Raw genomic sequence first — 26,443 nt, forward strand, 5'->3', positions numbered from 1 at the left:
GAAACCTGAGTCCCGTTACTAAGGTTGATGTTATTAATGAAGATCCCCGTTCTTCTTTAGATATTAAAGAAAGAACGGGGATAGATACATATATGACTTAAACAACTCCAACTTTTTATTGTTATTAATTGACCTGAATTGTTTGAACGTGTTATTTTGACAATAGAATTTAATTGTGTAACTTACAAATGGAAGAATTCCTAAAGGTTTAGAAAAGGCAGTATCGCAGTAAATGGTTCAAAAATGAAATGATAAAATAAAGGTATGGTGACAAAATGGAAAAGCAAAACTTGGACTGGAGTAATCTCGGATTCAATTACAGAAAGACAGAAAAACGATATGTTTCAAATTTTATAGAAGGAAAATGGGATGATGGAATTTTAACAGAGGATACCAATGTAGTGCTCAACGAATCGGCAGGCGTTCTCCAATATGCGCAGACATGCTTTGAAGGTTTAAAAGCCTATACCACCCAAGACGGACAAATTGCTATTTTTCGTCCGGATTTAAATGCACAGCGCATGGAGGATTCCGCTATAAGACTTCATATGCAACCCTTTCCAAAGGATAGGTTTATAGATGCTATTGTCGAGACAGTAAAAGCAAATGCATCATATGTACCACCGTATGGCTCTGGTGCTACACTATACATACGACCTACTCTATTCGGAAGTGGTCCTGTTATTGGGATTAAACCTTCTGAAGAGTATCAGTTTAGAGTATTTACTACACCAGTAGGCCCTTATTTTAAAGGAGGAGCCAAGCCCCTTACCCTCTGTGTTAGTGATTATGATCGTGCTGCGCCTTATGGTACAGGACATATCAAAGCAGGATTGAATTATGCCATGAGTCTTCATGCGCTAAGAACAGCCCAAAAAAATGGATTTGATGAAAATATGTTTTTGGATGCTGCAACCAGAACCAAGGTTGAAGAAACAGGCGGGGCCAATTTTATCTTTATAACCAAAGACAATAAAGTTGTTACACCTAAGTCAGAAAGTATTCTTCCGTCCATCACCAGACGATCTTTAATGGTCGTTGCTGAGAAATATCTCGGCCTTGAAGTTGAGGAAAGGGAAGTTCTTTTCGAAGAGGTAAAAGATTTTGCAGAATGTGGTTTATGTGGAACTGCAGCTGTTATTTCTCCTGTGGGTAAAATAGATGACCATGGTAAAGAAATATATTTCCCAAGTGGTATGTCAGAAATGGGACCTATTTCAAAGAAACTACTAGAAACTCTTACTGGTATCCAGATGGGAGTTCTCCCAGCGCCTGAAGGCTGGATTACAAACATTACTATTGGCGGGGCTTAATGCCCCGCTTTTTTCTGTTGAAATGTAAGGGTGCATAGAGGGAAAATGATATCTATTCGATTTCATCCTTTTTTTCGACACGCATAAACGTATGTGAAGGGAATAACCATGTTGAATAAACATTGCCCATGAGATTCATTAAGTTCTCAATCACTATCTAACGATGTATTAAAACTTCATAAATTCCTTCGTTTTTATACCAGAGATTTTTCATGTAGATTGTGTATGATGGTCTGATGAAACGAAAATGGAAAAATGTATTCGCTTTACATAACTGGTGCCTCCGCAGAAAGTATTGTAGAGTTGTAGGAGCAATTACGCGATGAAGGTGAGAAATATGGAGATCAATAATATTCTTGTTGTAGACGATGAACCGGAAATTCGAGAAGCTCTCGTTATTTACTTAAAAAGCAATGATGTAGACGTATTTACGGCCTCTAACGGAGTGGAGGCACTGGAGATCCTTGAACAAGAAACGATTCATCTTATTATCATGGACCTCATGATGCCGCAGCTTGATGGAATCAAGACGACATTTAAAATTCGTGAAGATAAAAATATACCAATCATTATGCTCTCCGCCAAATCGGAGGATAGTGACAAGATTTTGGGACTTAATGTTGGAGCTGACGATTATATAACGAAGCCGTTTAATCCCTTGGAACTGATCGCAAGAGTCCGATCCCAGCTGCGCCGGTTTACGAATTTAGGTTCCTTTCAATCCATTGGAGAAGAGATCATTCAAGTCAAAGGACTTGTGCTGAACAAAAGCTCCAAGACTGTTGAAGTGGATGGAGAGGACGTTAGACTGACGGCGAAGGAATACAAAATTTTGGAGTTGTTAATGGAAAACAAGGGCAGAGTTTTCTCGATTGAAGAGATTTATGAGCGCGTGTGGAATGAACCGGTCTTTGCTTCAGAGAATACGGTTGCCGTACATGTGAGAAACATTCGTGAGAAAATTGAGATCAATCCTAAAGACCCAAAATATTTGAAGGTGGTATGGGGAATTGGATACAAAATCGAGAAAAAGTAAAGAAGATCGAAAGATTGGAATCGACCTTCTTGTCATCATCATCGCAGTTATTATAGGGATCTTTATACTTATAAACGAGTATTTATACCTGGGGTTGAGTCTGAGATTTTCAACTTCACGTTTCATCTGGGAATTGCTTTCCAGTATTATCTTGGGTTTGTTGGTAGCCAGACTGTTTCGTTATTTTAAGGCACCACATAATAAACGTTCCTTCTGGGATGGCAGTGTGTTGATAGATTATTTTCATATTTGGAGAACCGGCTTTAGAGCCAGTCTGCAAAACGGGAGACTAACGTTTGGCCTCATTCTTATGTTTCTGCTGACCGCCTTAGCCGGCATTTGTTTTTGGGAAGCAGTCACATATTACGGACAGGGATGGCTCATTCTTTATTTGTTGCTATTTGTGCTGTTTCTGGTTCCTTATATGCTCTCCAAGCTTGGGCGTTTCATGGCCATCATCAATGGAAGTAAAGAGATTGCCAAAGGGAATATTCAGAACTCAATTCAAGATAACGGAAACGATTCCCTATCTGAACTTGCCGGCTATATTAACAATATGAAAGCCGGGTATCAAAGCGCGTTGGAACATCAAATGAAAAGCGAGCGGTTAAAAACGGAACTGATTACCAACGTATCGCATGATTTGAAGACTCCGCTTACTTCAATTATCAACTATGTCGATTTATTAAAAAAAGAAAATCATCCTTCGGAAACAACCCGAGCCTATATTGAAACGCTGGAACGCAAGGCGCTTCGACTGAAACTATTAATTGAAGACCTGTTCGATATCTCTAAGATGGCCAGCGGTACAATAGAGCTGGATATGGAGTATGTCGATGTGGCAACGTTATTGACACAAGCGATAGCAGAATCAAACACCCATATGGGACAAGCGTCGCTCGAAATTCGGGAGAGGATTGCCAAGTTTCCGATCCATGCGAATTTGGATGGTAATAAAATATGGCGTGTATTCGAAAATTTAATTAGCAACGCACAGAAATATTCGCTTCCAGGAACCCGCATCTATATTTATCTGGACGAGACGGATGATCTGGTAAGGTTTAAAATTCAAAACACCTCTGCCTATGAGATTGATTTTGATGTGGAAGAACTGTTCGAACGTTTCAAAAGAGCAGACGAATCCCGCCAGACAGAAGGCTCGGGACTAGGGCTGGCTATTGTGAAAAGCATCGTTGAGTTGCATGGAGGCAAGATTAAGGTCGAGATTCACGGCGATCAATTCAACGTTATTGTGCATTTACCCAAGAAGGGCTGAATGAATAAAAGATCACCAACATGATACACATGTTGGTGATCTTATTTTTTTGACGAACTAAATTCAAAGGTACTAACTCAATAACCCCCAACGAAAAGCATAGGCAACGACCTGTGTTCGATTTTTTGCACGCAGCTTAGTCATCAAGCTGCTTACGTAATCTCTTACTGTATACTCGCTGAGGAACAACAAGGAAGCGATTTTCTTGTTATCATAACCTTCCGCCAGAAGTTCGAGCACGGTAGACTCCCTTTCTGTTAAAGCGATGGCCATCGTTTTGGCGGTGTTTTCCTTCTCTTTCCTGGATAAAAACAAACCAATTCTCTTTCCCACTTGTTCAAGCAAATCCAGCTCATCCTTTGTGCAATTAAATGATTCTCCCATTTGGTCAAAAGTGACCCAGCCGTACAATTGATGATCGTGGGCAATCGGTATAAAAATAATCGAAGACAACTGAAATAACTGGATATGCTCGTCCCTTAAATAAGGTTTTGGGTCTTTCAAATAGATCGGTCTTTTAGAGTTGAAGATCAGATTTTGCTCGGTCAATTGTCCTTTCATACTCTGAATTTTCGGAAGTTCTTCACCAATGACCCCATAGAACTGGTTGGACCAAGGTACATAGGCATAGAAGACACAACGTTTATAATTGAAATACTTCTCACATTTTTTCAGGATAAAGGCGAGATCTGAAGCTCCCGAAGAACTGACTAGGAGTTGGTTTAATTGGTCCAACAGACGCAGTTTTATTAATTCGTTATTTTCCTCCGTTTCATGATTACCAGACTCCGTATCAGCCCACTTATGAAAGCTATGCATCAGATACGAAAAGACAGATAACAGGAACATAAGCGGGTCCAACATCCGTTGATGTTTCAGTTGTATTAATAGTGTTAGTAAAGATTTTTCCAATATAATTTGAAGCCATTGTAAGCTTGCCATATTTAAAATAGTTAGCTGGGATTGAACCCAGGTATCCAAATAAGAAGAATAATGATTATCCATATGATCCAAGTCTGAATAAGTAAACATCTGAAAAAAGGATCTCATCAGTACTTCCGTTTCGATACGATGTGTTTCAGAAATATTAGCTTCCGCGATCAGGTAAATGTTTGTGTTTTCTTCGAGCTGTTTGCTATGCGTTTTGAAAAATAATACAAATTCCTGAAAAGTCATTTCAGTATATGGATGAAAATGTTGTGTCATAATAAGTCGTTCCCTTCAAGTGAAATACCCTACAAATGGGGGGTATACAATCCATTATTACACAGAACTTTATAGGATAGTATTTCAAAATTAAAGGAGTAAGATTGAGGAGTACAAGTTCATGAATCTTACTATGAAGAAATGGAGCGGTTGAATCTTATGAAATTAAATGAAAAAGTAGCTATTGTTACAGGTGGTGCTAGTGGAATTGGTGCAGCCACCGTTCGCCTTTTCGCAAAAGAAGGAGCAAAAGTGGTCATTGCTGACTTCTCTGAACATGGTAAAGAACTAGCTGCCGAACTCAATGGGGAAGGTCATGATACGTTATTTGTCAAAACAGATGTGACTAAAGAAGAAGATATTAAACACATGATTAATGAAACCGTTGAGAAATATGGTAAGTTGGATATTATGTATGCAAATGCAGGGGTTGCCGATGACGAAGCCGCTGATGTATTGTCATATGATAAATGGAAACGAACCATCGATATTAACTTGTCAGGTGTATTTCTTTCCGATAAATATGCTATTGAGCAGTTCCTTAAGCAAGGAAATGGCGGCGTTATTGTTAATGCTGGCTCAATCCACAGCTTTGTTGCATTGCCTAAAACGACAGCTTATGCCTCGGCAAAAGGAGGCGTTAAACTGTTAACTCAGAATTTATGTACTGCTTATGCCAGTAAGGGAATCCGTGTTAACGCCGTATGTCCTGGATACATTGAAACGCCTCTCTTGAAGAACGTAGATGCAAAAAGCAAAGAATATTTAACTTCACTTCATCCACAGGGCAGACTTGGACGACCAGAAGAAGTCGCAAAAGCTGTGTTGTTCTTAGCCAGCGATGATGCTAGTTTCGTGAATGGTACGACCTTGCTTGTTGATGGAGGCTATACCGCACATTAATTCAGGTCAGATAAAAGATAATTTACCTGAAAACCAATTTTCAAATCGAAATAAACCTCTATATCATTGAAGACTTCTTCATTGATGTAGAGGTTTTCTTTTACATACGGCGGAGGCTATAGAAGATTCCTTAATTACCCTTTGACAGAGCATTAAGGTTTGCTGCATACTGACTTTATAAAGTTGTTTTATAAAGAGGGTTACAAAAAGCGCTGGCTACATTAGAAGGATCTACGGAAATACGGGAGGTGAGGGTTATGGTATATATAATTTTAGCAGTTATCATTTGGATTGGGGCATATGCGGCTTTGAAATCGTCGAATCAGCCTATAGAAGTGAAGCCAATTCGATCAATTAATGATCTCTTTGAATAGATAAAGGTTTTGCCATGAATACTTAATAAGTTAACTTTATAAAGATGAATAATAAATCCAACTTGAACTCGGAGGATTTTAAATGATTAAACTCGTAGTAACTGATCTGGACGGAACATTTCTGAATAATCAAGGTTCGTTTGATATTGAACTTTTTAATGAAGTACATGATGAAATGCAAAAGAAAGGAATAACGTTTGTAGCCTGCACGGGAAAACAGTGTGAACGAGTAGAAAAGTTGTTTGGTGACCATGGAAAAGGGATCTGGATTCTTGGAGATAGCGCAGCCAGAATCAAGAAAGATGGAAAAGTCGTCAAAGAGTTTAGCATTGATCGCACACTCGTTCTGCGAGCCATTGAAGAAATTCAAGGTTTTGATCCCCACATGACAATCATTGTATGTGCAAGCGATGCAGCATACGTACATTCCTCTATCTCTGATGATATGTACAACGTAGTTAAAGGCTCTTATGAACAAGTCATAAAAATGGATTCCTTCTCCGAAATCGATAGTGATTTTATCAAAATAACCGTATTTGATACAGAAGGCAGAAGCACAATGCTTAGAAAACATGTGGAACAGACGTTAAATGGCCAAATCTACATTGTCGACTCTGAAGCCAGGTGGCTCGATATTACTGCTCTTCATACCCATAAAGGCGAAACGGTAAAAAAATTACAGGATATGCTGGGGGTAACTGCGGAGGAAACGATGTCGTTCGGTGATGGAGAGAACGATGTTGAACTGATGGCAATTGCTAAATACAGCTTTGCTGTTAGCAATGCTTGCGAGAACACCAAAAAAGCAGCAAGTTTCATCACAAAATCTAATGAAGAAAATGGTGTTCTTATAACCATTCAAAAAATGATGGATTTACAGTAGGACTGCTCTAATCATTCAAATAGAAATTACTATATGACGAAGCCTGTGAAAGGAGCGTGGGATATTTGCGTAAAAATGTATATTTGTCAGGCTCTATACTTACTTCTGGGGAACGACGAAAGTTGGAACGGTTAAATACGATTATGGAAGCACACTTCTTAACCACACATCTACCACATAGAGACATAGAAAATCAATCTATACACTCAAAAAGTGGAGATGAAATGTTCAAATCTGCAGTTAAGGCAATAGAAGAATGTGATATGTTTGTCGCTGTTTTAAACAACAATGGCTTGAATTTAAGTAATACCTGCTGGGAGCTTGGTTATGCTTATGCGCATAAGAAACCAATCTTTTGTCTACATGAAGGTGAATTCAATATCAATCAATGGGGACATCTGATGTTGATGAATTCTTCAGTTGTTTGTCATAATGTGGAAGAACTCAAAGAACAATTAGATCTTACATTACAAAATGATAAATCTAAAGAAAGTAGTTCATATAACAAGAAATGATATCATCTCAGAGAATGAACTAGCTGAACAAATAGGTGAGATAGAAGTATCCTCAATGAATGAGAGTGATCATGAAGGTCATAACATGATTAGTTCCAACACATATAAAGTAGGTACAAAACTATTTAAAATCAAAAACAAATGCTATAATAAAAAAATCTTTTTCAATTTGATCGGAGGCAGACCATTGTAGAATCTCATTCCTTTTCCTGAATACAACTGAATATTGAAAAGGATGAGTACAATGCTTACAAAATCATTTCATAGACTCTGGCTTAGTCAGGCTCTATCTACTTTAGGAGACATCTGGTACATTTTGGCGCTTGTCGTCACGCTTTACCATCTATCTGGTTCTGCTACCGTAACGGCTTTGTATCCCCTACTTAGAGTTGCTGGTATGACAATCGGCAGCATCACGGCTCCTCTTATCATGCGTAAGTTGCGCTTGAACCGCTTACTTGCATCTAGTCTTGGAGGGCAAACTCTTGGCTTGGCATTGCTCACCATATATATGTTTCTAATGGGCAAAGACAATCCTAATATTGCTATATTGATCGGAATGGTTTTTGGGATATCAATTCTGGAGGGGGTAGCGGGCCCAGTAAGATCTTCTCTTGTTGCTCTAACCGTGCCTGAAGCATCGTTGCTTAAAGCGAACAGCGTGCTAGTGGGTATTGTACAGTCATGTTCTCTGGCCGGATGGGCGTTCGGATCCATGACAGTCAGTTGGCTTGGTGCAAGTCAAGTGCTGCTCCTTTCTACAATGTTATTAGGTGGTGCTTGGTTATCATCCTCCATGATATACGAAACCAGAAACAGTACACACCAAACACTAGTGGGTTCTTGGAGACGATCACTTCAAGATGGATGGCAGAATTATTTTAGGTTACCGCAGTTACGTGTTTTGTTATGGATGGATGTATGGGAAGGCTTATTTAGAGGTGCATTCGCAGGGGCGCTATTGCTCGTGTTCGTAGGAGAACGACTACATGTGGGTGAAGTATGGTGGGGATGGATGAATGGCGCCAATTTAGGTGGATTCGTTCTCATTAGCATTCTTATGAGCCGTTTATCGAACGGAAACTGGAATCTAGGGGGCATGCTAGCGGTGGGCAGTGGATGCGTTGCTGCGCTAACACTCGCATTCAGTTTTTCTACTAGCCCGTTAGTGACACTCTTTATCATGTTCGCAATCGGGGCTTCTCAAGCCATAAAGGATTTAGCGGAACGTACTTCTTACCAAACAAGCGTTCCCGCTTCAGAGCTTCCACCGTTATTTGCGGCCCAATCATCACTTACCTCAATTCTATATGGTGTATCATTATTATTATCTGGTTGGTTAGCGGATACTGTAGGTATTCAAACGCTCTACATCTACGCATCAATTGGATTTTCTCTTTCCTTTATCGGTGCTCTTACGTATCGGAGGAATGGACTAAAAGTAAATAGATACATCGATACGGAAGAAACGGTGAGTTAAGTATTCATGAAGTGAGATTTATATTCTATTTTGTCAGCTAAAAATGTTGAATCCTATGACGAGGCTATCCAGAACTTATGGATAGTCTTTCTTTATATAACATAGTCCCTTGATTTTTGAACAACAAAGCCTTCAAAATCCCCCTCTATCTCGATTATTGAGCGTCTACTTCAGATTCATTTCTTTCAGCAAAAACCTATCAATATTCACTTTGTTACTTTTTAAATATAAAAGTGTAAAATGTATGACGTAACTTTAATACACAATTATTTCAGTGTCAATACGCACTTTTAAGATAATTTATTTACGATGTGAATTGAGCATTCAGAATCCAACACTTTTTAAACAAAAATGTTGACAAAGTAAAGGTCCGAAAATAAGATAGAAGCATTCTAAAAATTAAATTAGTAAAAAAAGGATTTTGTTTCGATATTTTATATGGAGTTGATGACTATTCATTCTACAGAAAAATTAATATTGCTGCAGCAGCAGAAATGGGCGGAGAAGGATATCCTGTTCGAAATGACATGTGATCGTACGCCAGAGGGGCATTTTCTCGATACATACATAGCCTTGTCCCAGCATGAAATGCTTATTGCAACAAGTCTCAAGGAACCGGATCACGAAAAGACCTTTAAGGGCTATTCGATCCCTGTCAAAAGTTATCCACGTCAGGTTCCGCAGGAGGAGGGGAAATGGTCGGTTCAAACGTTGAAAATCAGTGGATTTGAATCCGTTTTCATTGTGAACCTTGTTGCATCCGGGATGCTTGTAATGAAGGCTCCAGACGAGCGAATCATAGCGGCGTTCACGAATGGACTGATGAGCAAAGCATCCAGGCTGGCAGCAATCTTTACGAAGCTGAAAAAGCAGGAGGAGGTGGACAGCGAGCTACTGGAGGATGAGGAGGCAAATGCCTCTTGTCCCAAATGCGGGAGGATTTACCCGGAAGAAGGTCGAGAGATTTGCCCGAAATGCATGAAGAAAAGCGCATTGATCCTCCGGCTGCTATCGTTTGCCAAGCCCTATAGAGCCTCTTTGTTGCTCATTATTGTGTTGATGCTTTTAAATTCCGTGACTGGGCTTGTCATTCCATATTTGACGGGTACGGCCTTATTTGATCAGGCGCTAAAAGGCGAAGGATATTTTGGCGGACAGGTAGGGCTAGTCATCTTGCTAGTCATTATTTTTCGCACTTTATCTCTATTATTTGGTGTCTTCTTCGGAATCATCAATGCGAGGCTGGCCGCAAACATTGTTTTTGATATAAAATCTGTCATTTTTACTGCAATGCAGCGCTTATCACTAAACTTTTTCAAGCGGAAGCAGACCGGACAGCTGATGACCAGAGTTAATTACGACGCCGCTGAACTGCAAATATTTTTCATTGATGTACTGTCCTATTTTGTTGTGAATGTAATGAATATCATCGGCATTACCGTCATTTTGCTGGTATTGGACTGGAAGCTCACACTGCTATGTTTTTTGCCGATGCCGATTGTTATTTTTCTGGCACGCCAAGTATTCCCCAAGCTGTCGAGGCTATCATGGCGGATGAACCGCCAGGTATCATCATTGAACTCCATCATTAGTGACTCGATCAAAGGTGTCCGGGTCGTCAAGGCATTTGGCATGGAGCACAAAGAAATGCAGCGCTTCCAGCAGGCAAATGCGAACTTCTCCGGCTCGGAGCAAAATTATAACCGTTTGAGCGGTACGATCTTTCCAGTACTTAATGGGCTGACTCAAATGGGAGGTATGCTCATCTGGGGATTTGGAGGATGGATGATACTCAAGGGTGAAATTTCGTTCGGGCTTATGCTGACCTTTGTCAATTATATGTATATGTTATATGGGCCCATTGAGTTTATGAACAATATTGTAGGCTGGTGGTCGCGTTGCATGACGGCTTCGCAGCGATTATTTGAAATTGTGGACGCAAGCCCTGATGTGAAGGAGAAGGAGAATGCGATTCGGATTCCAGTCATGAAGGGAGATATTCAAGTATCAAATGTTGTATTTGGCTATGAGCCGAATAAATCGATTCTGAAGAATGTTACGCTGCAGGTGAAGGCAGGACAAATGATTGGCGTCGTCGGACAATCTGGAGCAGGAAAATCAACTCTCGTCAACCTCATTTCCCGGCTATACGATGTGAATGAAGGTGCAATTACGATCGACGGAGTAAATGTGAAGGATTTGGCTGCTGAATCGTTGCGCTCCAATATCGGAATCGTATCGCAGGATGTGTACGTGCTATCAGGCAGTATTGCTGAAAATATTGCCTATGCCAAGCCGGATTGCAGTGTCATGGATATCGTTCATGCGGCGAAAATAGCCAACGCCCATGATTTTATTGAGAAGCTGCCGGACGGCTACGATACGATCGTGGGTACGGGCGGATACAATCTGTCAGGTGGTGAAAAGCAACGCCTCTCCATTGCGAGGGCAATTCTGCATAACCCAATAATACTGATTCTAGATGAAGCGACAGCTTCTCTGGATACGGAGACCGAGCTGCAAATCCAAGAGGCGCTGGATAAACTTATCAAGGGACGTACAACGATTGCCATTGCGCATCGGCTCTCCACGCTTCGCAATGCCGACTATCTGGTCGTGATGGATCAGGGCAAGGTTGTGGAAGAAGGAACACATGAATCGCTAATGAGTACCGAGGGCGCTTATTATCAATTGGTGAAAAAGCATGATGAAGCATTAAAAATAAGCGAGGTGATTTCAGCATGAGTTCGTCTGCATCACAGAAGAAGACAACTCCAGCCCAGGATACAGAGCTACAGGAGGAAAAGGGCGTGGCCGGTTCGCTGTCCGATGCCGCCGACATTCACTATCTCACAGAGGATAATGCAACATTTCATAAAACGGAAGGTCGGATGTTATCCGTAACGGTGGGGGAAAAGACGCATCCAGTCGTGTATGTACATTGCTCTTTCCCTCATACGAATAGACGCATGTATTTGTCCATCCGGACGGTTGAAAACAAGGAAATTGGTATGATCCACAGTCTTGAGGATTTTACGGAAGAGACAGCGCAGCTGTTAGAGGAGCAGCTGCAAATCCGTTATTTCACTCCAGAAATTAGCAGGTTGATTAACGTGAAGGAGGAGTTTGGCTACTCCTACTGGGAAGCAGAGACGACAGGCGGACTATGCCGATTCACAGTCAGAGGTGGTGGTGGCAACGCCAAGCTGGTAACCCCAGACCGACTGCTCGTCACTGACGTGGACGGTAATCGGTTTGTCATCCCAAATATAAATAAGCTGACAGACAAGGAATACCGGATGGTAGAGCTATGTATGTATGGTTAATCAAGTTGACTAGAGCGGACATGAAGGATGGTGAATGCCTATGGATTTGAATTTTTCGCTTGCAGAGCCGGATGTGAAAGCTGCTGTGCAGGCTGTCGGAACTGACATTGAATATTGTGTGCCCGCTAATCTGTCGCTACTTGGCTACCGTACGGCCGGATTTCTGGTTATCGGGCAGAATAAATGGGCTTACATCGAGCATGGTCAAGCGAAGGAAACCGGTATTATTGCTGACTCATGGGAGTACAAAGTCATTCCGCTTATCGGAAATATTGTGCTGGAGACCGAAGATGAGCAGGGAAAGCGTATCCTCGTCCGCTCCTCCATGGAGCATGCTCCACGCTTCGGTTATATTGCACAAGTGCTGAATGATAAATCAGCAGCCCGCAAAGTTCGGATTTTCAATAATGATGAGGAAAACGTCTGTGTTAAGTGCGGTGATCGACTAATGCAAGGAACCCGTGTATGCCCCAGATGCATGAGCAAGTCCGCGGCGTTCAAAAAGCTGTTCGGTGTCTCGAAGCAGCATTGGAAGCCGCTGGCGATGGGTCTTATTGTCATGATAGCGGCTTCCGCTATTGCACTGGCAGGACCTTATTTTCAGGAAATTCTGATTAACGGTGTCTTGCAGCCGTCTGACGGACATAGTCCGAGCATGAAGCTGTTCTATCTCGCACTTGCCGCCATGATCGGAGGACTTGTGGCCGGAGAACTGCTGGCGATTATTCGGGCACGGGTCATGGCGAATGTCAGCTCCAATATTGCCGCCGATCTGCGCAAAATGGTGTATGAACGAGTACTGAGCCTGCCGCTTGGCTTCATGACCTCTCAACGGGCGGGAGATATAATGAACCGGGTAACGGCGGATACAGACCGGATTCGGCAATTGATTCAAGAGCTATGCACAACAGCAATCTATCAAATGATTTTGCTGGTTGCGGCCAGTAGCTTACTCTTCAGCGCTGACTGGCGCCTGGCATGTGTTGTGCTGTTGCCTGCCCCTATTGTCGCCTACATGAATATGTACATCTGGAAACATGTGCTCTGGAAACTGTATCAAAAACAGTGGGCAATCTACGACCGGGGGAGTTCTTTTCTGCATGATGTGCTGAGCGGAATCCGGGTTGTCAAGGCATTCGGCAAGGAAGCCACGGAGATCAAAAAATTCCGGTCCCATAACAGTGATTTTGCTGCCGCTACGATAAGAACCGAGAGTCTGTTCAACATGCTGGCCCCGATAACGAATTATTTAATTCAGCTTGGCCAATATGTTGTGTTGCTGCTTGGCTCTAACATGATTTTGAACAATCAGATGAATGTAGGTGAACTGATCAAGTTCAGCATGTATGCGTCCATGGTGTTTGGACCGATCGCCTGGATGATGTTCATGCCAAGATGGGTCTCCAATGCGATGATTTCCATTGACCGCGTTTTTTCGGTCATTGACGAGCAGCCAGAGGTAGTGGAGACTGATAAAACAGTGAGACATACGATTCATGGCGAGGTTTCGTTCCGCGGTGTGTACTTTGGCTATAACTCCTATGAGCCGGTGCTGAAGGATGTGTCTTTTGATATTCGTAATGGGGAAATGATTGGGTTGGTGGGTCATTCGGGATCGGGCAAGTCTACCCTGATTAATCTCGTCTCCCGCTTCTATGATGTGAATGAAGGTCAAATTAAAATTGATGGTGTAGACATTCGGGACATCCAGAAGGATGACATTCACTCCCAGATTGGTGTCGTGCTTCAGGAGACCTTCCTATTCACAGGCACGATACTTGATAATATCCGTTACTCTAAGCCGCAAGCGACGGAGGAAGAAGTCATCCGGGCGGCCAGGATTGCTAATGCGCATTCATTTATTATCAATCTGCCGGATGGGTACGACACGCTGCTTCAGGAGAACGGGAACAATATATCCGGTGGTGAGCGCCAGCGTCTGGCAATTGCAAGAGCGATTCTGAATGATCCGCCAATTCTTATTCTGGATGAAGCGACTTCTGCACTCGATATTGAGACGGAAAGTGTCATTCAGACGGCGCTCCAGCAGGTAATGAGAGGAAGGACAACGATTGCGATTGCCCACAGGCTGTCAACTCTCCGCAATGCCGACCGGCTGATGGTACTGGAGAAAGGCAAGATTGCAGAAATTGGCTCCCATGCCGAGCTAATAGAGAAAAAGGGCATTTACTACACACTGATTACAGCCCAGAGGGAGATGTCGAAGAAAGAGCAGACGGGGTAACTCATCCATCTCAATCCATTTTGTAGTTTGTTCGTCACATGTATGCTCCGGCAGCTGCGTTGTACTTAGAAATAGGAGGAACGCCGATGACCTTAAACAGGTAACCGGCGTTTTCACTTATTTTTTCGGCATTTTGCTCTCATCCATGTAAAGCAGGTTCCAGCGGTGACCGTCCAGGTCGGCAAATCCTGCGCCGTACATCCAGCCGTCGATTTCACTCGGTTTGCCAAAGATGCTTCCTCCGGCAGACTCTACTTTTTGAATAAAGGCATCTACTTTTTCTCTGCTATCAGCGGCAATGGAAAATATTACTTCAGCACTATGGGAAGTATCTGCTGTTTTTGAACCTGTGAATTTCTCAAACGCCGACTCCGGGAACAGCAAAATCGTTGTTTGACCTATGGAAAGCTGGGCTCTCTCGTTCCCAACGCTCACCGCATGGAATCCAATTTCATTGAAAAAGGCAGTTGACTTCTCAACATCTTTGACAGGCAGGTTAATCCAGATCTCCTGTGACATGGTTGTAGCCTCCTAGAATATAATTTTAACTACGCCTACTATACTCTACTTTTGGCAGCAGATGCGAATCTTATCAAAGAAATAAATGAATGTTATTATTATGAATATTGAACAAATGGAGGGATGAACATAGATAAGAAAAAGTACTTTATCCTGATGCCACCGATGTTAATAATTGGACTGTTTATAATGTATTTTCTTCCAGTAAATCAGAGAGCTTATGTATTCTTTGTTCCTATTGTATTTTGGTTGACGTACTATATCTGGGTATTTGTTGAAAGAAAAAAATATAAAAAAACAGAATAGAAATTATAGTTTGCGAGGTGTTAAAATGGTTTCGCATCAATTGCTTACTCACGATACAATTCTTGAATTATTGCCCCACATTAATACAGAACAAAATTTGCTTTTTTATAGTTATTTAACGCAACGTAAGGATAAGGCTCAATATGTTGGTCAATTTACGAATAGTCAACTTACAGCCGTATTAGCTTATTTTAGCGAACTATCCTTTCCTGCATTTTCTTTCTTCCGAGTTGAAGATCGTGATATCTTTTTTCCAGAACTCATTGCTTTTACAAGAGAAACGATCCAACTTGACGAAAGTGCTGTATGTGGCACGATACTCTGTCAACGGGACCTTGAACTTTTTCAATCCTTCGGTCTCATCAAAGGAATTCCTCAACGTTTTTTAACTATGAAACATCAGGATGAATCGAAACTCCTTGAATCTAACATTGCAAAAAGGATAAATGAAAATGATTATTCTAAGGTAATTGATTTTTTACATAGTGGGGAAATGAGGTTTTTCACAAGGAGTGAGTTAGTGGATTATCCTTTTCTTGGAATTAAGGAAAGTGAAGATTTCATAGCTGTGGGCGGATACCATTTTTATGACTCTCAGCTAGTAGAGCTTGGGAACATTGTTACCAGGTTAGATTACAGAGGAAGAGGATTAGCTAAACGCCTAACAAGTGAATTGACACACCTCGGTAAAAAACTGTCACCAGATGTCTATCTGGGTGTATTGGCAAATAACTTGCCTGCTGTTCGCTTATATGAAGGCTTGGGGTATCAAACAACAATGGAACTTTCTATTGTGAATTTTACTTTATCCACGACAAAAATATAGTCCGAATTTATAGTCGCTATTTCAGCGGCTTTTTGTTTTATGGGTATAAGTATTAAAGGAATGGGCTTCTTTTGCCGTATATCAGCGTTTTCTTTGATCGCCGTAATTAAAAACATTTAAGCAAATACATGCGAATTGGGAATTAAATTCAGTATAACTTATTCCAGAAAAACGAATGAATACTTAATGTCATCTCTATATAGTTCGTAAATAACTGTGAACAATACGTTAATTCATTGACAATGAGTGTTATATTTATTAAAATTCGAAAGGGCATCAGGGTAAAGCAGATATGAGTATCCTTATCATTGGTTTAGAATCTTAGCTTTTTAATCCTAATGACGAATATAGGAGCGGTAATATTACAATCCTATTACGATGATTAGGATTTTTTTGTTTTTGCTCTGGAGAATAATTTGAAAGTTGGAGGCTGGCTTTAATCATGGACAATTGGTTCAAACTAAAAGAAAGAGGTACGACTGTTTCAACAGAGATCATCGCAGGGATCACGACTTTCTTCACAATGGTATACATAGTTATCGTAAACCCGGGAATACTCAGCAGCACAGGAATGGACTTTAACGGAGTATTCATTGCTACGGTGTTGGCGAGTATTGTGGCGACGCTGATTATGGGAATCGGGTCCAATTATCCGATTGTCATAGCGCCTGGCATGGGTCTGAATGCTTTCTTTGCCTATAGTGTAGTTGCTGGATATGGGGTGTCTTGGCAGGTTGCACTAGGAGCTGTATTTATAGCAGGGCTTTTGTTTATTATTTTATCGCTTACTTCATTTCGTTACATGCTGCTTGATGCCATTCCTGCGAGTCTTAAGCACGCGATAACAGCAGGGATTGGATTGTTTATTACAACGGTCGGCCTGCAAAATTCCGGGATTATTGCCGATTCAGAATCAAATTTGATTACGATCGGGAACTTGGCAGAGCCTATGACTTACCTGACCATTATCGGTTTGATTATCACGGTTGTGCTTATGGCTTACAATGTAAAAGGTTATCTGTTCATCGGAATGGTGGTAACAGCGGTTCTTGCCTGGATCATGGGACTATTTCAAATGCCGGAGTCAATTGTATCCTTGCCGCAAGGCCTCACGTCAACGGCTTTCCAACTGGATTTGGCAGGCGTATTCTCTAATGGTTTGTATACCATCATATTCACGTTCCTGTTGATCACGCTGTTTGATACGACGGGGACAATGCTCGGCGTTGCTGAACAAGCAGGACTGCTGAAGGAAGGTAAGTTTCCGCGCTCACGCGGCGCCCTATTGGCAGATGCTGTAGGGACTACGACTGGCGCTTTGCTCGGAACGAGCCCAACATCGGCTTATATCGAGTCCAGCACAGGGGTGGCTGCAGGAGGAAGAACAGGACTGACGGCGGTCACGGTAAGTGTACTGCTTGCTCTTACTTTGTTCTTTACACCTATCGTTAGTGTGATATCAGGTATCCCGGCGATTACTTCTCCGGCACTGATTATTGTGGGTTACTTTATGATTAGCGTAATCAGCAAAATCAATTGGAAGGATCTCGAAGAAACATTTCCTGCCTTTCTGATTATCATACTTACTCCATTGACGCACAGTATTGCGACAGGTATCGGTGTTGGATTCATTTTCTATCCGGTACTCAAGCTGCTTCGCGGAAAGGGCAAGGATGTTCATCCGATATTCTACATTTTTGCGGTATTGTTCTTCATCCAGCTTGTATTCCTGGACCACTAAGAAACTGTTTAATCCAAATAAGGAGAACTGCTTATATATAGGCAGTTCTCCTTATTTATATGTAACCCTCGGTTTAATCCTTTAGAGAAGAATTCTTCTTCGTATTTAATACCTCAAATGCTTCTATTAAAAAATCCATAGTATGCTTAGGCACCAACGACTCATAGGGTTTTACGTTTTTATACAGTTCTTCGTTATTTGCCTCGTCATTGAAAATGAGATTACGTAATGGAGTATCTGCAAATATGCCATGCAACTGCTGCTGTAGGAAAGGATGGTCTGGTTTAAGATCTTTTACGATAGCTCGATGGACAAGCAATAACAAATTATAAAGTTGTCCATCCAAGTACGTTTGCTTAGAGATGTCCTCTGGAAACACCTTATCAATATTATCTATAGAGACATACTTTTGAAGCAGCTTTTTTTGAGCCTCCTCAACACGCATGGAATTCATAAGAAGTATGAGTATTTCAGAGTTTATTCAAAACAAAGTTCTTGTACCAAACAGAGGGCAAGAACTTTGTCTCATAACTGATTAGGTGTATAAAATGATGAATATAATTATGCTTACGGGCAATTCTAACCTCTAGAATGAATGAATGAAGAAGTATCTAGGATGAGGAGGGGAAAGTTATGATCTACAAGCCAGCATTATTGATCATAGATGTACAAATCGGATCATTTATGAATCCTCTCTTTATACATAACAGTGAAAAATTATTAGATAATATCAAACAACTTATTACGTGGGCCCACATAAGTAAGATTCCAGTCATACTTACGCAGCATAATGGGAAATTAGGGACGCTAACCTCAAAAAAATCCTCAGGGTGGAGTCTTCATCCCGCCTTACCCTTGATCGCTCAAGATGTGAAAATTGAAAAGGACTTTCCAGATTCATTTCAAGATACCACCCTTGAATCACATTTAAATCAGCTAGACGTTAATCAACTGATTGTCGCAGGAATTCAGACTGAGATATGTGTTGATGCTACATGTCGTAGAGCATTTAGCTTAGGATATGATGTTATTTTAGCCAAAGATGGTCACAGTACTGCGGACTCTTCCTTTTTAATTGCAGATCAAATCATTACACATCATAATATCCTTCTACAAAACTGGTTTGTTTCTTTAAGCGATACCCAGGATATCATAATGTCGATTTCACGATGAGACCCTTCGTGAACACCTTGCTGAGACGGATCTAAAACTTAAGGGCTTAGAGCAGTTTCGTGGAGAAATCGAGTCCCTTATTCATTATTTTGAGCAGTGGTTGCCGCGTTGGATGCTTGAATTTCTCATTTAAATACGGCTGATTTTTATAGCAGCGGACATAACGAAATGCTTATTGGCGAGGCACTTAAAGGCAGCCAAAGAGAGAAGGCTTTTTTAGCTGTAAAGTTTGGAGCATTAGTGGCGCTAGACTGATTCATGTACGGCCTGGATGTTAGGCCTCAACATATAAAAAATTATCTGGCCTACACGCTAAAACGGTTAAACGTAGAATATATCGATCTTTATCAGCCTGCCAGGTCCGATTTGGATATCCCTGTTGAAGAAGTAATTGAAGCCGTTTCCGATATGGTTCAGGCTGGATATGTCAAACATATCGGATTGACTCAAGTTGATGCGGAAACATTAAGAAAGGCGAATTCTGTTTATCCAATTAGGATGGTAGAGTATCAGTATTCTCTGTTCAATCGAAAGATTGAACAGGACATTTTGCCAATTGCTAAAGAATTAGGCATTGAAGTTGTAGCATTTGGAACCCTGGCCCATGGATTGCTTGGCCGCACTTTTTCAAAAGATAAAGTTGATCCCAGCAATGCCCATATCACACTATTCTCCGAAAACAATATAGATAAAAATCTTTCTCTTGTTGAAGCATTACTTGAAATATCTGAGGATTATCAAATGACAGTGGCGCAGCTTGCTATTGTGTGGGTTTTAGCTAAAGGCGATGAGATTATTCCACTAATTGGTGCCAGGACAGTAAATCAGCTTAAGGAATCAATCAGGTCTCTGGATGTCCAATTTATTAAAAGTGACCTGAAAAGAATTGAAGCCGCAATTCCAGAGAATGAAATAGCAGGTGGGAGTTTCCGCAGATGAATTTTAAAAATGGTGTTGTGGTTCGTCCGTAAGTTAATAGATAGTTCCAGACCTTGAGGGTGGTAAACTCTCAAGGTCTTTCTTATATTCTCTCACCCAGTATCGATGTTAAATATACTGAAACCTATTGTTTTTTGACTATTATCTAACGTTTTTGATCTAGGAATCATCTGGTGATTTACATAGAATTACAACTAATCGAGGATAGGTTCTACAAGAAGGGAAGAATGATATGGGAGCAAAAGTCACCCGCAAAAGAGTACGAACACGCTGGCGCAAGCATGATACCGAGCTCACGCTGCTCGTGCTTCCGACCACAATCTGGTACATTTTGTTCAGCTTCTTGCCGATGTTCGGTGTCATTATCGCTTTTAAGAATTTCAAGATTCACGGGAATTTTCTCAGTAATGTTATAAACAGCGACTGGATCGGGTTCAAAAACTTTGAATTCCTGTTCAGTTCGAACGACGTCTGGATCGTAATTCGCAATACAATCGGTTACAACATGATTTTTATTATTCTGGGTATCATCGTGCCTGTGTCACTTGCATTGATGGTTGGACAGCTGCACAGCCGCAAGGCAGCCAAGATCTATCAGACGATGATGTTTCTCCCGTATTTCCTATCTTGGGTTGTCGTTTCTGCGGTGCTTTGGGCATTCTTGAGCTATGACAAGGGGATTGCCAATCAAGTTCTGACCCATTTCAACCAGGATCCAAAAAATTGGTACATGGAACCATCGTATTGGCCTTATCTCCTTGTGTTTATGAACATGTGGAAGGGTCTCGGCTATGGGATGGTTGTCTACTTGGCGACAATCACAAGCATGGATTCAACGTATTACGAAGCCGCCGTCATTGATGGTGCCAGTAAGTGGCAGCAGACACGGTATATTACGCTGCCTTTAATGAAATTTGTTATCGTGCTGATGTTTATCCTGTCAGTCGGAGGCATCTTTTCCACGGATTTTGGTTTGTTCTTCCAAGTGCCGCGGGACTCCAATTCTCTCTACAATGTAACCACGACGGTCGATGTGCTTGTGTACAAACAACTCAAAACCGCGACGGTCGGGATGGCGTCCGCCTCTGCCTTCATGCAATCTGTACTGGGCTGCGGAATGATCCTATTCGCGAACTGGATCGTTCGCAAAGTTGATCCAGAAAGCGCACTGATTTAGAGAGGAGGCAGGAAGATGTCAACACAATCAAGCTACGATTCCGGTCTTGAAAAGTTTAACCGAGTCGGCAAAGGAACGAACATTTTTTTTCACCTCATCTTTATCATTTTAGCTTTGTTATGCGTAGTCCCTATCGTCGTGGTGCTATCTATTTCACTGTCTAGCGAAGCATCCATTCGAGAGACCGGTTACCAACTCCTGCCGTCGGCATTCTCGGCTGAGTCCTACAACTATATCGTTAAGCAGGGCTCGATGATTGTACGTGCGCTCGGAGTCTCCGTATTCGTTACGGTAATAGGCACACTGATCGGCGTACTGCTCACCACTACGATGGGTTATGCATTGTCCCGTCCCCAATTTAAGCTAAAAGGACTTTTGACATGGATTGTGTTCATCCCGATGGTTTTTAACGGCGGTCTTGTCTCCAGCTATTACATCAATTCGACGATGTTGGGATTAAGCAATACAATCTGGGCGCTGATTTTACCATTAGCCGTTTCTTCCTTTAATGTCATCATCTGCAAAACTTTTTTCAAGACGACCATTCCGGACGGGCTGATCGAATCGGCTGAAATTGACGGAGCAGGTCAATTCCGCATCTTCTTCACAATCGTGCTCCCGATCTCACTGCCAGTTCTAGCGACGATTGGTCTGTTTCTCTGCTTCTCGTACTGGAATGACTGGTTTCAATCGATGTTGTATATTGACGACCAAAGCTTGTATTCGCTGCAGGCGCTACTGAACAGCCTGATGAGCAACGTTGATGCGCTGGCTAAAAACGCCTCGACGATGGGCATAAGCTACGCTGAGCTTGTCGCCACCATGCCCAAAGAATCGGCACGTATGGCTGTTGCGATCATTATTGTACTGCCCGTTGCTCTGGCTTACCCCTTCTTCCAGAAATACTTTATCTCCGGTTTGACGGTGGGTGCAGTTAAGGGATAAATCGAAATAAATCTGGAAATTTCAGGTTTATCATAATTTTGTGCAGGATCGGTGTGTGTTAACTTAAGGGAGGGAATAGAGGAATGAGGACAAGGTTTAAAGCATGGATGAAAGCTCCGCTTTTGATTGGAGTGGTAACGCTGGCTATCTTTGGTTTAACAGGCTGTTCCGGCTCAGACAACAATAACGCGTCAAACAACACGTCAGCGGAAAACTCAGGATCGAATGCAGCCGAAGGTTCCGGCGAGGTACCTACGCTAGTGTGGTGGACGATCGGCGGACAAGTGCCAGCCAATTTTGATAAGGCAATTGAGAAGATAAACGAATATACGGCAGAGAAGATTGGTGTGAAAATCGATCTCCGCGTTGCCAGTTGGGGCGATTGGGACACGAAGATCAATACGATTGTAAACTCCGGTGAAGCTTTCGACATTATGTTTACGAATAACGGAAAATACAGTCAACAGGTCAACATGGGCGCATTCACGGATATTACCGACCTTGTGCCAAGTACGGTACCGGACTTGCACAGCTATATCCCAGAATTGGTGTGGGATGGAACGAAAGTCGGTGGCAAGATTTACGCTGTTCCAACGTACAAGGATTCTTCATTAACCCAGTACTGGGTGTTTGACGATGCGCTCGTTCAAAAGTACAATATCGACCTCGGCAGCATCAAGACACTACAGGATCTGGACAAGCCATTCCGTGACATCAAGGCTGGTGAAGGCAAAGGGTTCTATCCACTTTCCTTGACTCAAGGAGAGGGCATTAACGGTTTCTTTAATGACTATGACGATATGACTCTCGGCTTTCAGCCGATCGGCGTAAAGGCCGAAGATGAATCCCGTACAGTCGTTTCTGTTCTGGAACAACCGGATATACAGGGAAAACTGAAGCTCATGCATCAATGGTACAAGGACGGCATTATCAATCCGGATGCGCCAACCAAGATCGAGGCCGACCCTTATCGCCCGTTCTTCAGTGCGCAGGCGTTCCCTGGTGCAGAAGTGAATTGGCAGATCTCGGCGGGTATTGATAAATACGACATGGTTCAAATTCTGGGTCCGATCTATACAACCAGCACAATCCAGGGATCCATGAACGCAATCTCTGCCAACTCCAAGTACAAGGAAGAAGCGCTTAAATATCTGGAACTGGTAAACACCGACCCCAAGCTGCGCAATATGCTTGCTTATGGCGAAGAGGGTGTCGATTTCGATTATGTAAACGACAATACAGTTGAACGGAAAACGGATTCGTGGCCGCTGGCGGCCTATACACAAGGAACGTTCTTCAACATGGCTGTCACAAAAGGCGCACCTGAAGATCAGTGGGATCAGGTCCGCAAGCTGAATGAAGCAGCCACCTCATCTTCGATCCTTGGCTTTGCACTGGATATTAGCGAACTCGGCACTGAAGTAGCCAATGTGAAGGCTGTATGGAACAAATACAATTATGAGCTGATCACTGGCGCATCCGATCCGGAAAAAAAGATACCGCAAATTATAGAAGGGTTGAAGAAAGCTGGATTGGATAAGATTATGGAAGCCGCACAAGAACAGATCAACGCATATTTCAAATCATAATCCTTGAGACTTGCGACAATAACCCGAACGGAGCCGTTGTGGCCGTTCGGGTTTTCCAATCTTACTGGAGACATTTGCATTTAATTTGAGTTTATAACGGATTGATTTGTCCGACAAATAGCTATATGGTAAAACTATAAGTCTCAATATAATCCAACTGCTAAGGAGAGCTGCATGTTTTCCTTCTTTCAAATCAAAATCTACCGCCGCAAATTTATTGCTTACGCGATTTTTACGTTATTCATGGGTCTGATTTTAAGCCTATTGACCACACTTGTTTTGCTGCAGCAGTGGTTAGAGAATGCTCAGAATCAAGCGGCAGATGCATTCTCCCGGGTTGAAAGCATTCTTCAAAACGATGCTGAGCGGATCGAATCCTATTTACAGCGAGTTTACTCCAATAACGGTCTGGTGGCAGACGTTCGTTATTTTCTCGCCAACAGCGCGGAAGGTTATCTGACGGGAAGACTCCAGAACAGCCGCTATGATCAGCCTCTCGCATCGTTTCCAGAGGATGTGAAAGCTTTTCTCGGCAGTGGGCAGGAAGATATTATCCAGGTGAGTCTGCATACCGAGGAACGAGGCAACGTAGTACGTTTCGCCAGTAACGGTGCGACGAGCTTTTTGTTTAATCTGCCTAACACGGATGATATATTTCGAGAGACAATCCAAAGAGGTTTCGTCATCCGTAAGCAGCTGCTGGACGAAAATCAAATCTCACGCCAGCTCGGTGAGTTTCGTTTTTTGGTCAGCAGCGATGTATTATTCAAAGGCGTGCAGAACAATCAATGGATCGAAAACGGAGTCGTCAGCGCGGCTGGGGATGTCTATCTCATGGACGTTGGAGGCAGAGCCACCCAGGAATTATTCATAAAGGCTGCTTCAAAAGAACGTACCAAGGGGTTTATGCAGTTAGGCAAGCTGGATCGCGCATTTTATGTGACCCATTCGTCCAATGCTTACGATTACCAATTGATTAGTATTGTAGACATGGCAGTGCTTATCCGACAAAAAACCGGTATGCTGCTTATCGTGTTCTTGATCTTCTTGGCAGCTATGGTCAGTTTTCTCCTTTTAATCGGATACAATCTTCGTGAAGACGCAGGTTTTCTGCAACGAATTATCTATTCCATCCAACGTGTAAAATCCGCCAATTTTACGCCAATCAGTCCGACCCGCTATCGAAAGAATGAGTACGGAATGATCGCGAGGGAACTCGACGATATGACGCATCAGCTCAACCAACATATTCGAACCGAGTACTTGCTAAAACTGAAACAGAAGGAAACAGAAATGAAAGCGCTTCAAAATCAAATTAACCCTCATTTTTTGTACAATACACTTGAAATTATCCGATCGTTTGCGCTGGCCGGCCGCGCAGTTGATACGGCTGAAGCGGTAGCTACCCTAGGCTCGTTATATCGTGCAATCGTGAAGAACGAAGATATTATTCTGTTGGGCAGTGAGCTGGCTTTGCTTGAAAAATACTTAAAGATCATGGAATTTAAATATCCGGACAGATTCTATTATCAAATCAATGTGGACCAGGGACTACTGTCTCTGCCTACCGTTAAATTCTGGATGCAGCCGCTCGCCGAGAATTTTTTTGTTCACGGCTTCCATTCGGACCATGAATTTAATCTGCTTGTTGTGAATGGCATTGAAAATAACCACTCATACGTATTGGAGATTGTAGACAACGGGAACTCGATCTCGGAAGATCGATTGGCTGATATCCGCCGCAATCTGTCTTTTATCGGAGACTCGGTATCGGAGAGCATTGGCCTACGCAACGTGTATACACGGCTTCATTTTTTCTATGGGAAAGGCTTTACCATGCAAATTGAAAATAATGTGGAAGCTGGTGTCAAAGTTACCTTAACCATAGCGAAGGAGGCATAACGTATGTACAAACTTCTAATCGTTGATGACGAGCCGCTAATTCTGGAAGGAATCAAGCGAACGCTGGATTGGGAAATGCTTGGCTTCAGACAGATCGAGACCAGCGAAACCTATGGGGATGCGCTAACAAAGGCCGTGGAGTTTTGGCCGGACCTAGCAATCTTTGACGTTTGCATTGGCAAGGATCGCGGCTATAACGCCATTCACAAGCTTAATGAACTCGGGCTCCCGACTACCTATATTATGATGAGCGGTTATGGTGAGTTCGAATACGCCCTGGAGGCTATTCATTGTGGGGTTAAGGATTATCTACTCAAACCCGTTGAGCGAGCAAAGCTTCAAGCTCTGATTGAACGAGTCATCGTCGAAAATTTGAACGGTACGCTGGAGGGAAGAAATCTGAGCCACCATGATATAGACCCCATATTGGAAGTGCGCTACGACAGCTTATCCAAGCTAACCAACCGCATTTTGCTAATGGTTAAGGCTGAATACAATCAAAATCTTAATCTCAAAGAGTTGGCGAGCCGTTTTCGCATGAACGGAACCTATCTTGGACAGTTGTTTCTGAAGGAAACCAAGATGAAATTTTCGGAGTACCTTATGGCTTACCGGATGTTATGTGCGCGAGATCGTATTCAGGCTACAAACGAGAAGATATCGACGATTGCGCTTTCCGTCGGTTACGCCAATCTAAACTACTTTTACACGCATTTCCAAGCCTACTTCCGCAAATCGCCTTCCGATCTGCGGAGAAAGGAGTAGTTCA

General features: G+C 42.3%; 21 protein-coding genes and 1 pseudogene. 19 read left to right on the top strand and 3 right to left on the bottom strand.

Translation table 11 applies throughout. The features are described from left to right. The first annotated feature begins 275 nt into the window (after nt 1-275). From A6049_RS05530 to A6049_RS05540, 3 genes are all read left to right on the top strand, one after another. Nucleotides 276-1,313, top strand: a complete 1,038-nt coding sequence (locus tag A6049_RS05530) for a branched-chain amino acid aminotransferase (RefSeq protein ID WP_063563680.1) — start codon at nt 276-278, stop codon at nt 1,311-1,313. Between the two features lie 337 nt (nt 1,314-1,650). After that, nucleotides 1,651-2,349 carry a response regulator transcription factor gene (locus A6049_RS05535; RefSeq protein WP_063563959.1) on the top strand — a complete coding sequence of 233 codons (699 nt, stop codon included), beginning with the start codon at nt 1,651-1,653 and terminating at the stop codon, nt 2,347-2,349. Beyond that, nucleotides 2,324-3,625 carry a sensor histidine kinase gene (locus A6049_RS05540; RefSeq protein WP_063563681.1) on the top strand — a complete coding sequence of 434 codons (1,302 nt, stop codon included), beginning with the start codon at nt 2,324-2,326 and terminating at the stop codon, nt 3,623-3,625. Before A6049_RS05535 ends, A6049_RS05540 begins: the two co-directional genes overlap by 26 nt. A gap of 72 nt (nt 3,626-3,697) precedes the next feature. On the opposite strand, the gene A6049_RS05545 is transcribed toward A6049_RS05540, so the two are convergent. After that, nucleotides 3,698-4,831 (bottom strand): LuxR C-terminal-related transcriptional regulator, encoded by a 1,134-nt coding sequence (locus tag A6049_RS05545; protein ID WP_063563682.1) that lies wholly within the window; start codon nt 4,829-4,831, stop codon nt 3,698-3,700. A 159-nt stretch (nt 4,832-4,990) separates the two neighbouring features. Here A6049_RS05545 and A6049_RS05550 point away from each other — a divergent pair, with 159 nt between their 5' ends. From A6049_RS05550 to A6049_RS05580, 7 genes are all read left to right on the top strand, one after another. Beyond that, entirely contained in the window at nt 4,991-5,734 is a 744-nt protein-coding gene (locus tag A6049_RS05550) for an SDR family NAD(P)-dependent oxidoreductase (RefSeq protein WP_063563960.1), read from the top strand. Between the two features lie 456 nt (nt 5,735-6,190). Then, a complete protein-coding gene (locus tag A6049_RS05555; RefSeq protein WP_063563683.1) occupies nt 6,191-6,991 on the top strand; it encodes an HAD-IIB family hydrolase in 801 nt (266 codons plus the stop codon). Nucleotides 6,992-7,056: 65 nt separating this feature from the next. After that, the gene (locus A6049_RS05560) at nt 7,057-7,506 is read left to right on the top strand and encodes a nucleoside 2-deoxyribosyltransferase domain-containing protein (protein WP_063563684.1); all 450 of its coding nucleotides are present in this window, start codon (nt 7,057-7,059) and stop codon (nt 7,504-7,506) included. A 244-nt stretch (nt 7,507-7,750) separates the two neighbouring features. Beyond that, complete coding sequence (locus A6049_RS05565) at nt 7,751-8,986, top strand: MFS transporter (RefSeq protein ID WP_063563685.1); 1,236 nt, start codon at nt 7,751-7,753, stop codon at nt 8,984-8,986. 447 nt (nt 8,987-9,433) lie between these two features. Then, nucleotides 9,434-11,731 (top strand): ABC transporter ATP-binding protein, encoded by a 2,298-nt coding sequence (locus tag A6049_RS05570; RefSeq protein ID WP_063563961.1) that lies wholly within the window; start codon nt 9,434-9,436, stop codon nt 11,729-11,731. Next, complete coding sequence (locus A6049_RS05575; protein WP_063563686.1) at nt 11,728-12,312, top strand: DUF1854 domain-containing protein; 585 nt, start codon at nt 11,728-11,730, stop codon at nt 12,310-12,312. The genes A6049_RS05570 and A6049_RS05575 overlap by 4 nt, the downstream gene beginning before the upstream one ends. A gap of 40 nt (nt 12,313-12,352) precedes the next feature. Beyond that, on the top strand, nt 12,353-14,557 hold the full coding sequence (locus A6049_RS05580) for an ABC transporter ATP-binding protein (RefSeq protein WP_063563687.1): 2,205 nt from the start codon (nt 12,353-12,355) through the stop codon (nt 14,555-14,557). Nucleotides 14,558-14,674: 117 nt separating this feature from the next. Here the strand turns inward: A6049_RS05580 and A6049_RS05585 are convergent, their stop codons facing one another. After that, nucleotides 14,675-15,076 carry a VOC family protein gene (locus tag A6049_RS05585; RefSeq protein WP_063563688.1) on the bottom strand — a complete coding sequence of 134 codons (402 nt, stop codon included), beginning with the start codon at nt 15,074-15,076 and terminating at the stop codon, nt 14,675-14,677. A 274-nt stretch (nt 15,077-15,350) separates the two neighbouring features. Here A6049_RS05585 and A6049_RS05595 point away from each other — a divergent pair, with 274 nt between their 5' ends. Beyond that, complete coding sequence (locus tag A6049_RS05595; RefSeq protein WP_240321314.1) at nt 15,351-16,208, top strand: GNAT family N-acetyltransferase; 858 nt, start codon at nt 15,351-15,353, stop codon at nt 16,206-16,208. A gap of 442 nt (nt 16,209-16,650) precedes the next feature. Continuing rightward, nucleotides 16,651-17,949 (top strand): NCS2 family permease, encoded by a 1,299-nt coding sequence (locus A6049_RS05600; protein ID WP_063563691.1) that lies wholly within the window; start codon nt 16,651-16,653, stop codon nt 17,947-17,949. Nucleotides 17,950-18,022: 73 nt separating this feature from the next. On the opposite strand, the gene A6049_RS05605 is transcribed toward A6049_RS05600, so the two are convergent. Then, nucleotides 18,023-18,394 (bottom strand): hypothetical protein, encoded by a 372-nt coding sequence (locus A6049_RS05605; protein WP_063563692.1) that lies wholly within the window; start codon nt 18,392-18,394, stop codon nt 18,023-18,025. 188 nt (nt 18,395-18,582) lie between these two features. Between A6049_RS05605 and A6049_RS05610 the strand changes: the two genes are divergently transcribed. The 7 genes and pseudogenes from A6049_RS05610 (at nt 18,583) to A6049_RS05640 (ending at nt 26,439) form a co-directional block, all read left to right on the top strand. Further along, the gene (locus tag A6049_RS05610) at nt 18,583-19,122 is read left to right on the top strand and encodes a cysteine hydrolase family protein (RefSeq protein ID WP_063563693.1); all 540 of its coding nucleotides are present in this window, start codon (nt 18,583-18,585) and stop codon (nt 19,120-19,122) included. A gap of 168 nt (nt 19,123-19,290) precedes the next feature. Further along, a pseudogene (locus A6049_RS05615) lies at nt 19,291-20,061 on the top strand (aldo/keto reductase). Between the two features lie 232 nt (nt 20,062-20,293). Continuing rightward, nucleotides 20,294-21,238, top strand: a complete 945-nt coding sequence (locus A6049_RS05620) for an ABC transporter permease (protein WP_063563694.1) — start codon at nt 20,294-20,296, stop codon at nt 21,236-21,238. Nucleotides 21,239-21,253: 15 nt separating this feature from the next. Continuing rightward, nucleotides 21,254-22,183: a carbohydrate ABC transporter permease gene (locus A6049_RS05625; protein WP_063563695.1), complete on the top strand. Its 930-nt coding sequence runs from the start codon at nt 21,254-21,256 to the stop codon at nt 22,181-22,183. Between the two features lie 83 nt (nt 22,184-22,266). After that, complete coding sequence (locus A6049_RS05630; RefSeq protein WP_063563696.1) at nt 22,267-23,772, top strand: ABC transporter substrate-binding protein; 1,506 nt, start codon at nt 22,267-22,269, stop codon at nt 23,770-23,772. A gap of 174 nt (nt 23,773-23,946) precedes the next feature. Beyond that, nucleotides 23,947-25,674 carry a sensor histidine kinase gene (locus A6049_RS05635; RefSeq protein WP_063563697.1) on the top strand — a complete coding sequence of 576 codons (1,728 nt, stop codon included), beginning with the start codon at nt 23,947-23,949 and terminating at the stop codon, nt 25,672-25,674. Between the two features lie 3 nt (nt 25,675-25,677). Then, complete coding sequence (locus A6049_RS05640; RefSeq protein ID WP_063563698.1) at nt 25,678-26,439, top strand: response regulator transcription factor; 762 nt, start codon at nt 25,678-25,680, stop codon at nt 26,437-26,439. Nucleotides 26,440-26,443 lie beyond the last annotated feature (4 nt).

The sequence above is a fragment of the Paenibacillus sp. O199 genome (assembly GCF_001636635.1).
GTDB classification, from domain to species: Bacteria; Bacillota; Bacilli; order Paenibacillales; family Paenibacillaceae; genus Paenibacillus; species Paenibacillus marchantiae.

Excerpts from the sequence above, each read along its gene's own strand:
- A6049_RS05530 (WP_063563680.1), top strand. The coding sequence starts at position 276 with ATGGAAAAGCAAAACTTGGACTGGAGTAATCTCGGATTCAATTACAGA.
- A6049_RS05535 (WP_063563959.1), top strand. The coding sequence starts at position 1,651 with ATGGAGATCAATAATATTCTTGTTGTAGACGATGAACCGGAAATTCGA.
- A6049_RS05545 (WP_063563682.1), bottom strand. The coding sequence starts at position 4,831 with ATGACACAACATTTTCATCCATATACTGAAATGACTTTTCAGGAATTT.
- A6049_RS05550 (WP_063563960.1), top strand. The coding sequence starts at position 4,991 with ATGAAATTAAATGAAAAAGTAGCTATTGTTACAGGTGGTGCTAGTGGA.
- A6049_RS05555 (WP_063563683.1), top strand. The coding sequence starts at position 6,191 with ATGATTAAACTCGTAGTAACTGATCTGGACGGAACATTTCTGAATAAT.
- A6049_RS05565 (WP_063563685.1), top strand. The coding sequence starts at position 7,751 with ATGCTTACAAAATCATTTCATAGACTCTGGCTTAGTCAGGCTCTATCT.
- A6049_RS05570 (WP_063563961.1), top strand. The coding sequence starts at position 9,434 with ATGACTATTCATTCTACAGAAAAATTAATATTGCTGCAGCAGCAGAAA.
- A6049_RS05575 (WP_063563686.1), top strand. The coding sequence starts at position 11,728 with ATGAGTTCGTCTGCATCACAGAAGAAGACAACTCCAGCCCAGGATACA.
- A6049_RS05580 (WP_063563687.1), top strand. The coding sequence starts at position 12,353 with ATGGATTTGAATTTTTCGCTTGCAGAGCCGGATGTGAAAGCTGCTGTG.
- A6049_RS05585 (WP_063563688.1), bottom strand. The coding sequence starts at position 15,076 with ATGTCACAGGAGATCTGGATTAACCTGCCTGTCAAAGATGTTGAGAAG.
- A6049_RS05600 (WP_063563691.1), top strand. The coding sequence starts at position 16,651 with ATGGACAATTGGTTCAAACTAAAAGAAAGAGGTACGACTGTTTCAACA.
- A6049_RS05605 (WP_063563692.1), bottom strand. The coding sequence starts at position 18,394 with ATGCGTGTTGAGGAGGCTCAAAAAAAGCTGCTTCAAAAGTATGTCTCT.
- A6049_RS05610 (WP_063563693.1), top strand. The coding sequence starts at position 18,583 with ATGATCTACAAGCCAGCATTATTGATCATAGATGTACAAATCGGATCA.
- A6049_RS05620 (WP_063563694.1), top strand. The coding sequence starts at position 20,294 with ATGGGAGCAAAAGTCACCCGCAAAAGAGTACGAACACGCTGGCGCAAG.
- A6049_RS05625 (WP_063563695.1), top strand. The coding sequence starts at position 21,254 with ATGTCAACACAATCAAGCTACGATTCCGGTCTTGAAAAGTTTAACCGA.
- A6049_RS05630 (WP_063563696.1), top strand. The coding sequence starts at position 22,267 with ATGAGGACAAGGTTTAAAGCATGGATGAAAGCTCCGCTTTTGATTGGA.
- A6049_RS05635 (WP_063563697.1), top strand. The coding sequence starts at position 23,947 with ATGTTTTCCTTCTTTCAAATCAAAATCTACCGCCGCAAATTTATTGCT.
- A6049_RS05640 (WP_063563698.1), top strand. The coding sequence starts at position 25,678 with ATGTACAAACTTCTAATCGTTGATGACGAGCCGCTAATTCTGGAAGGA.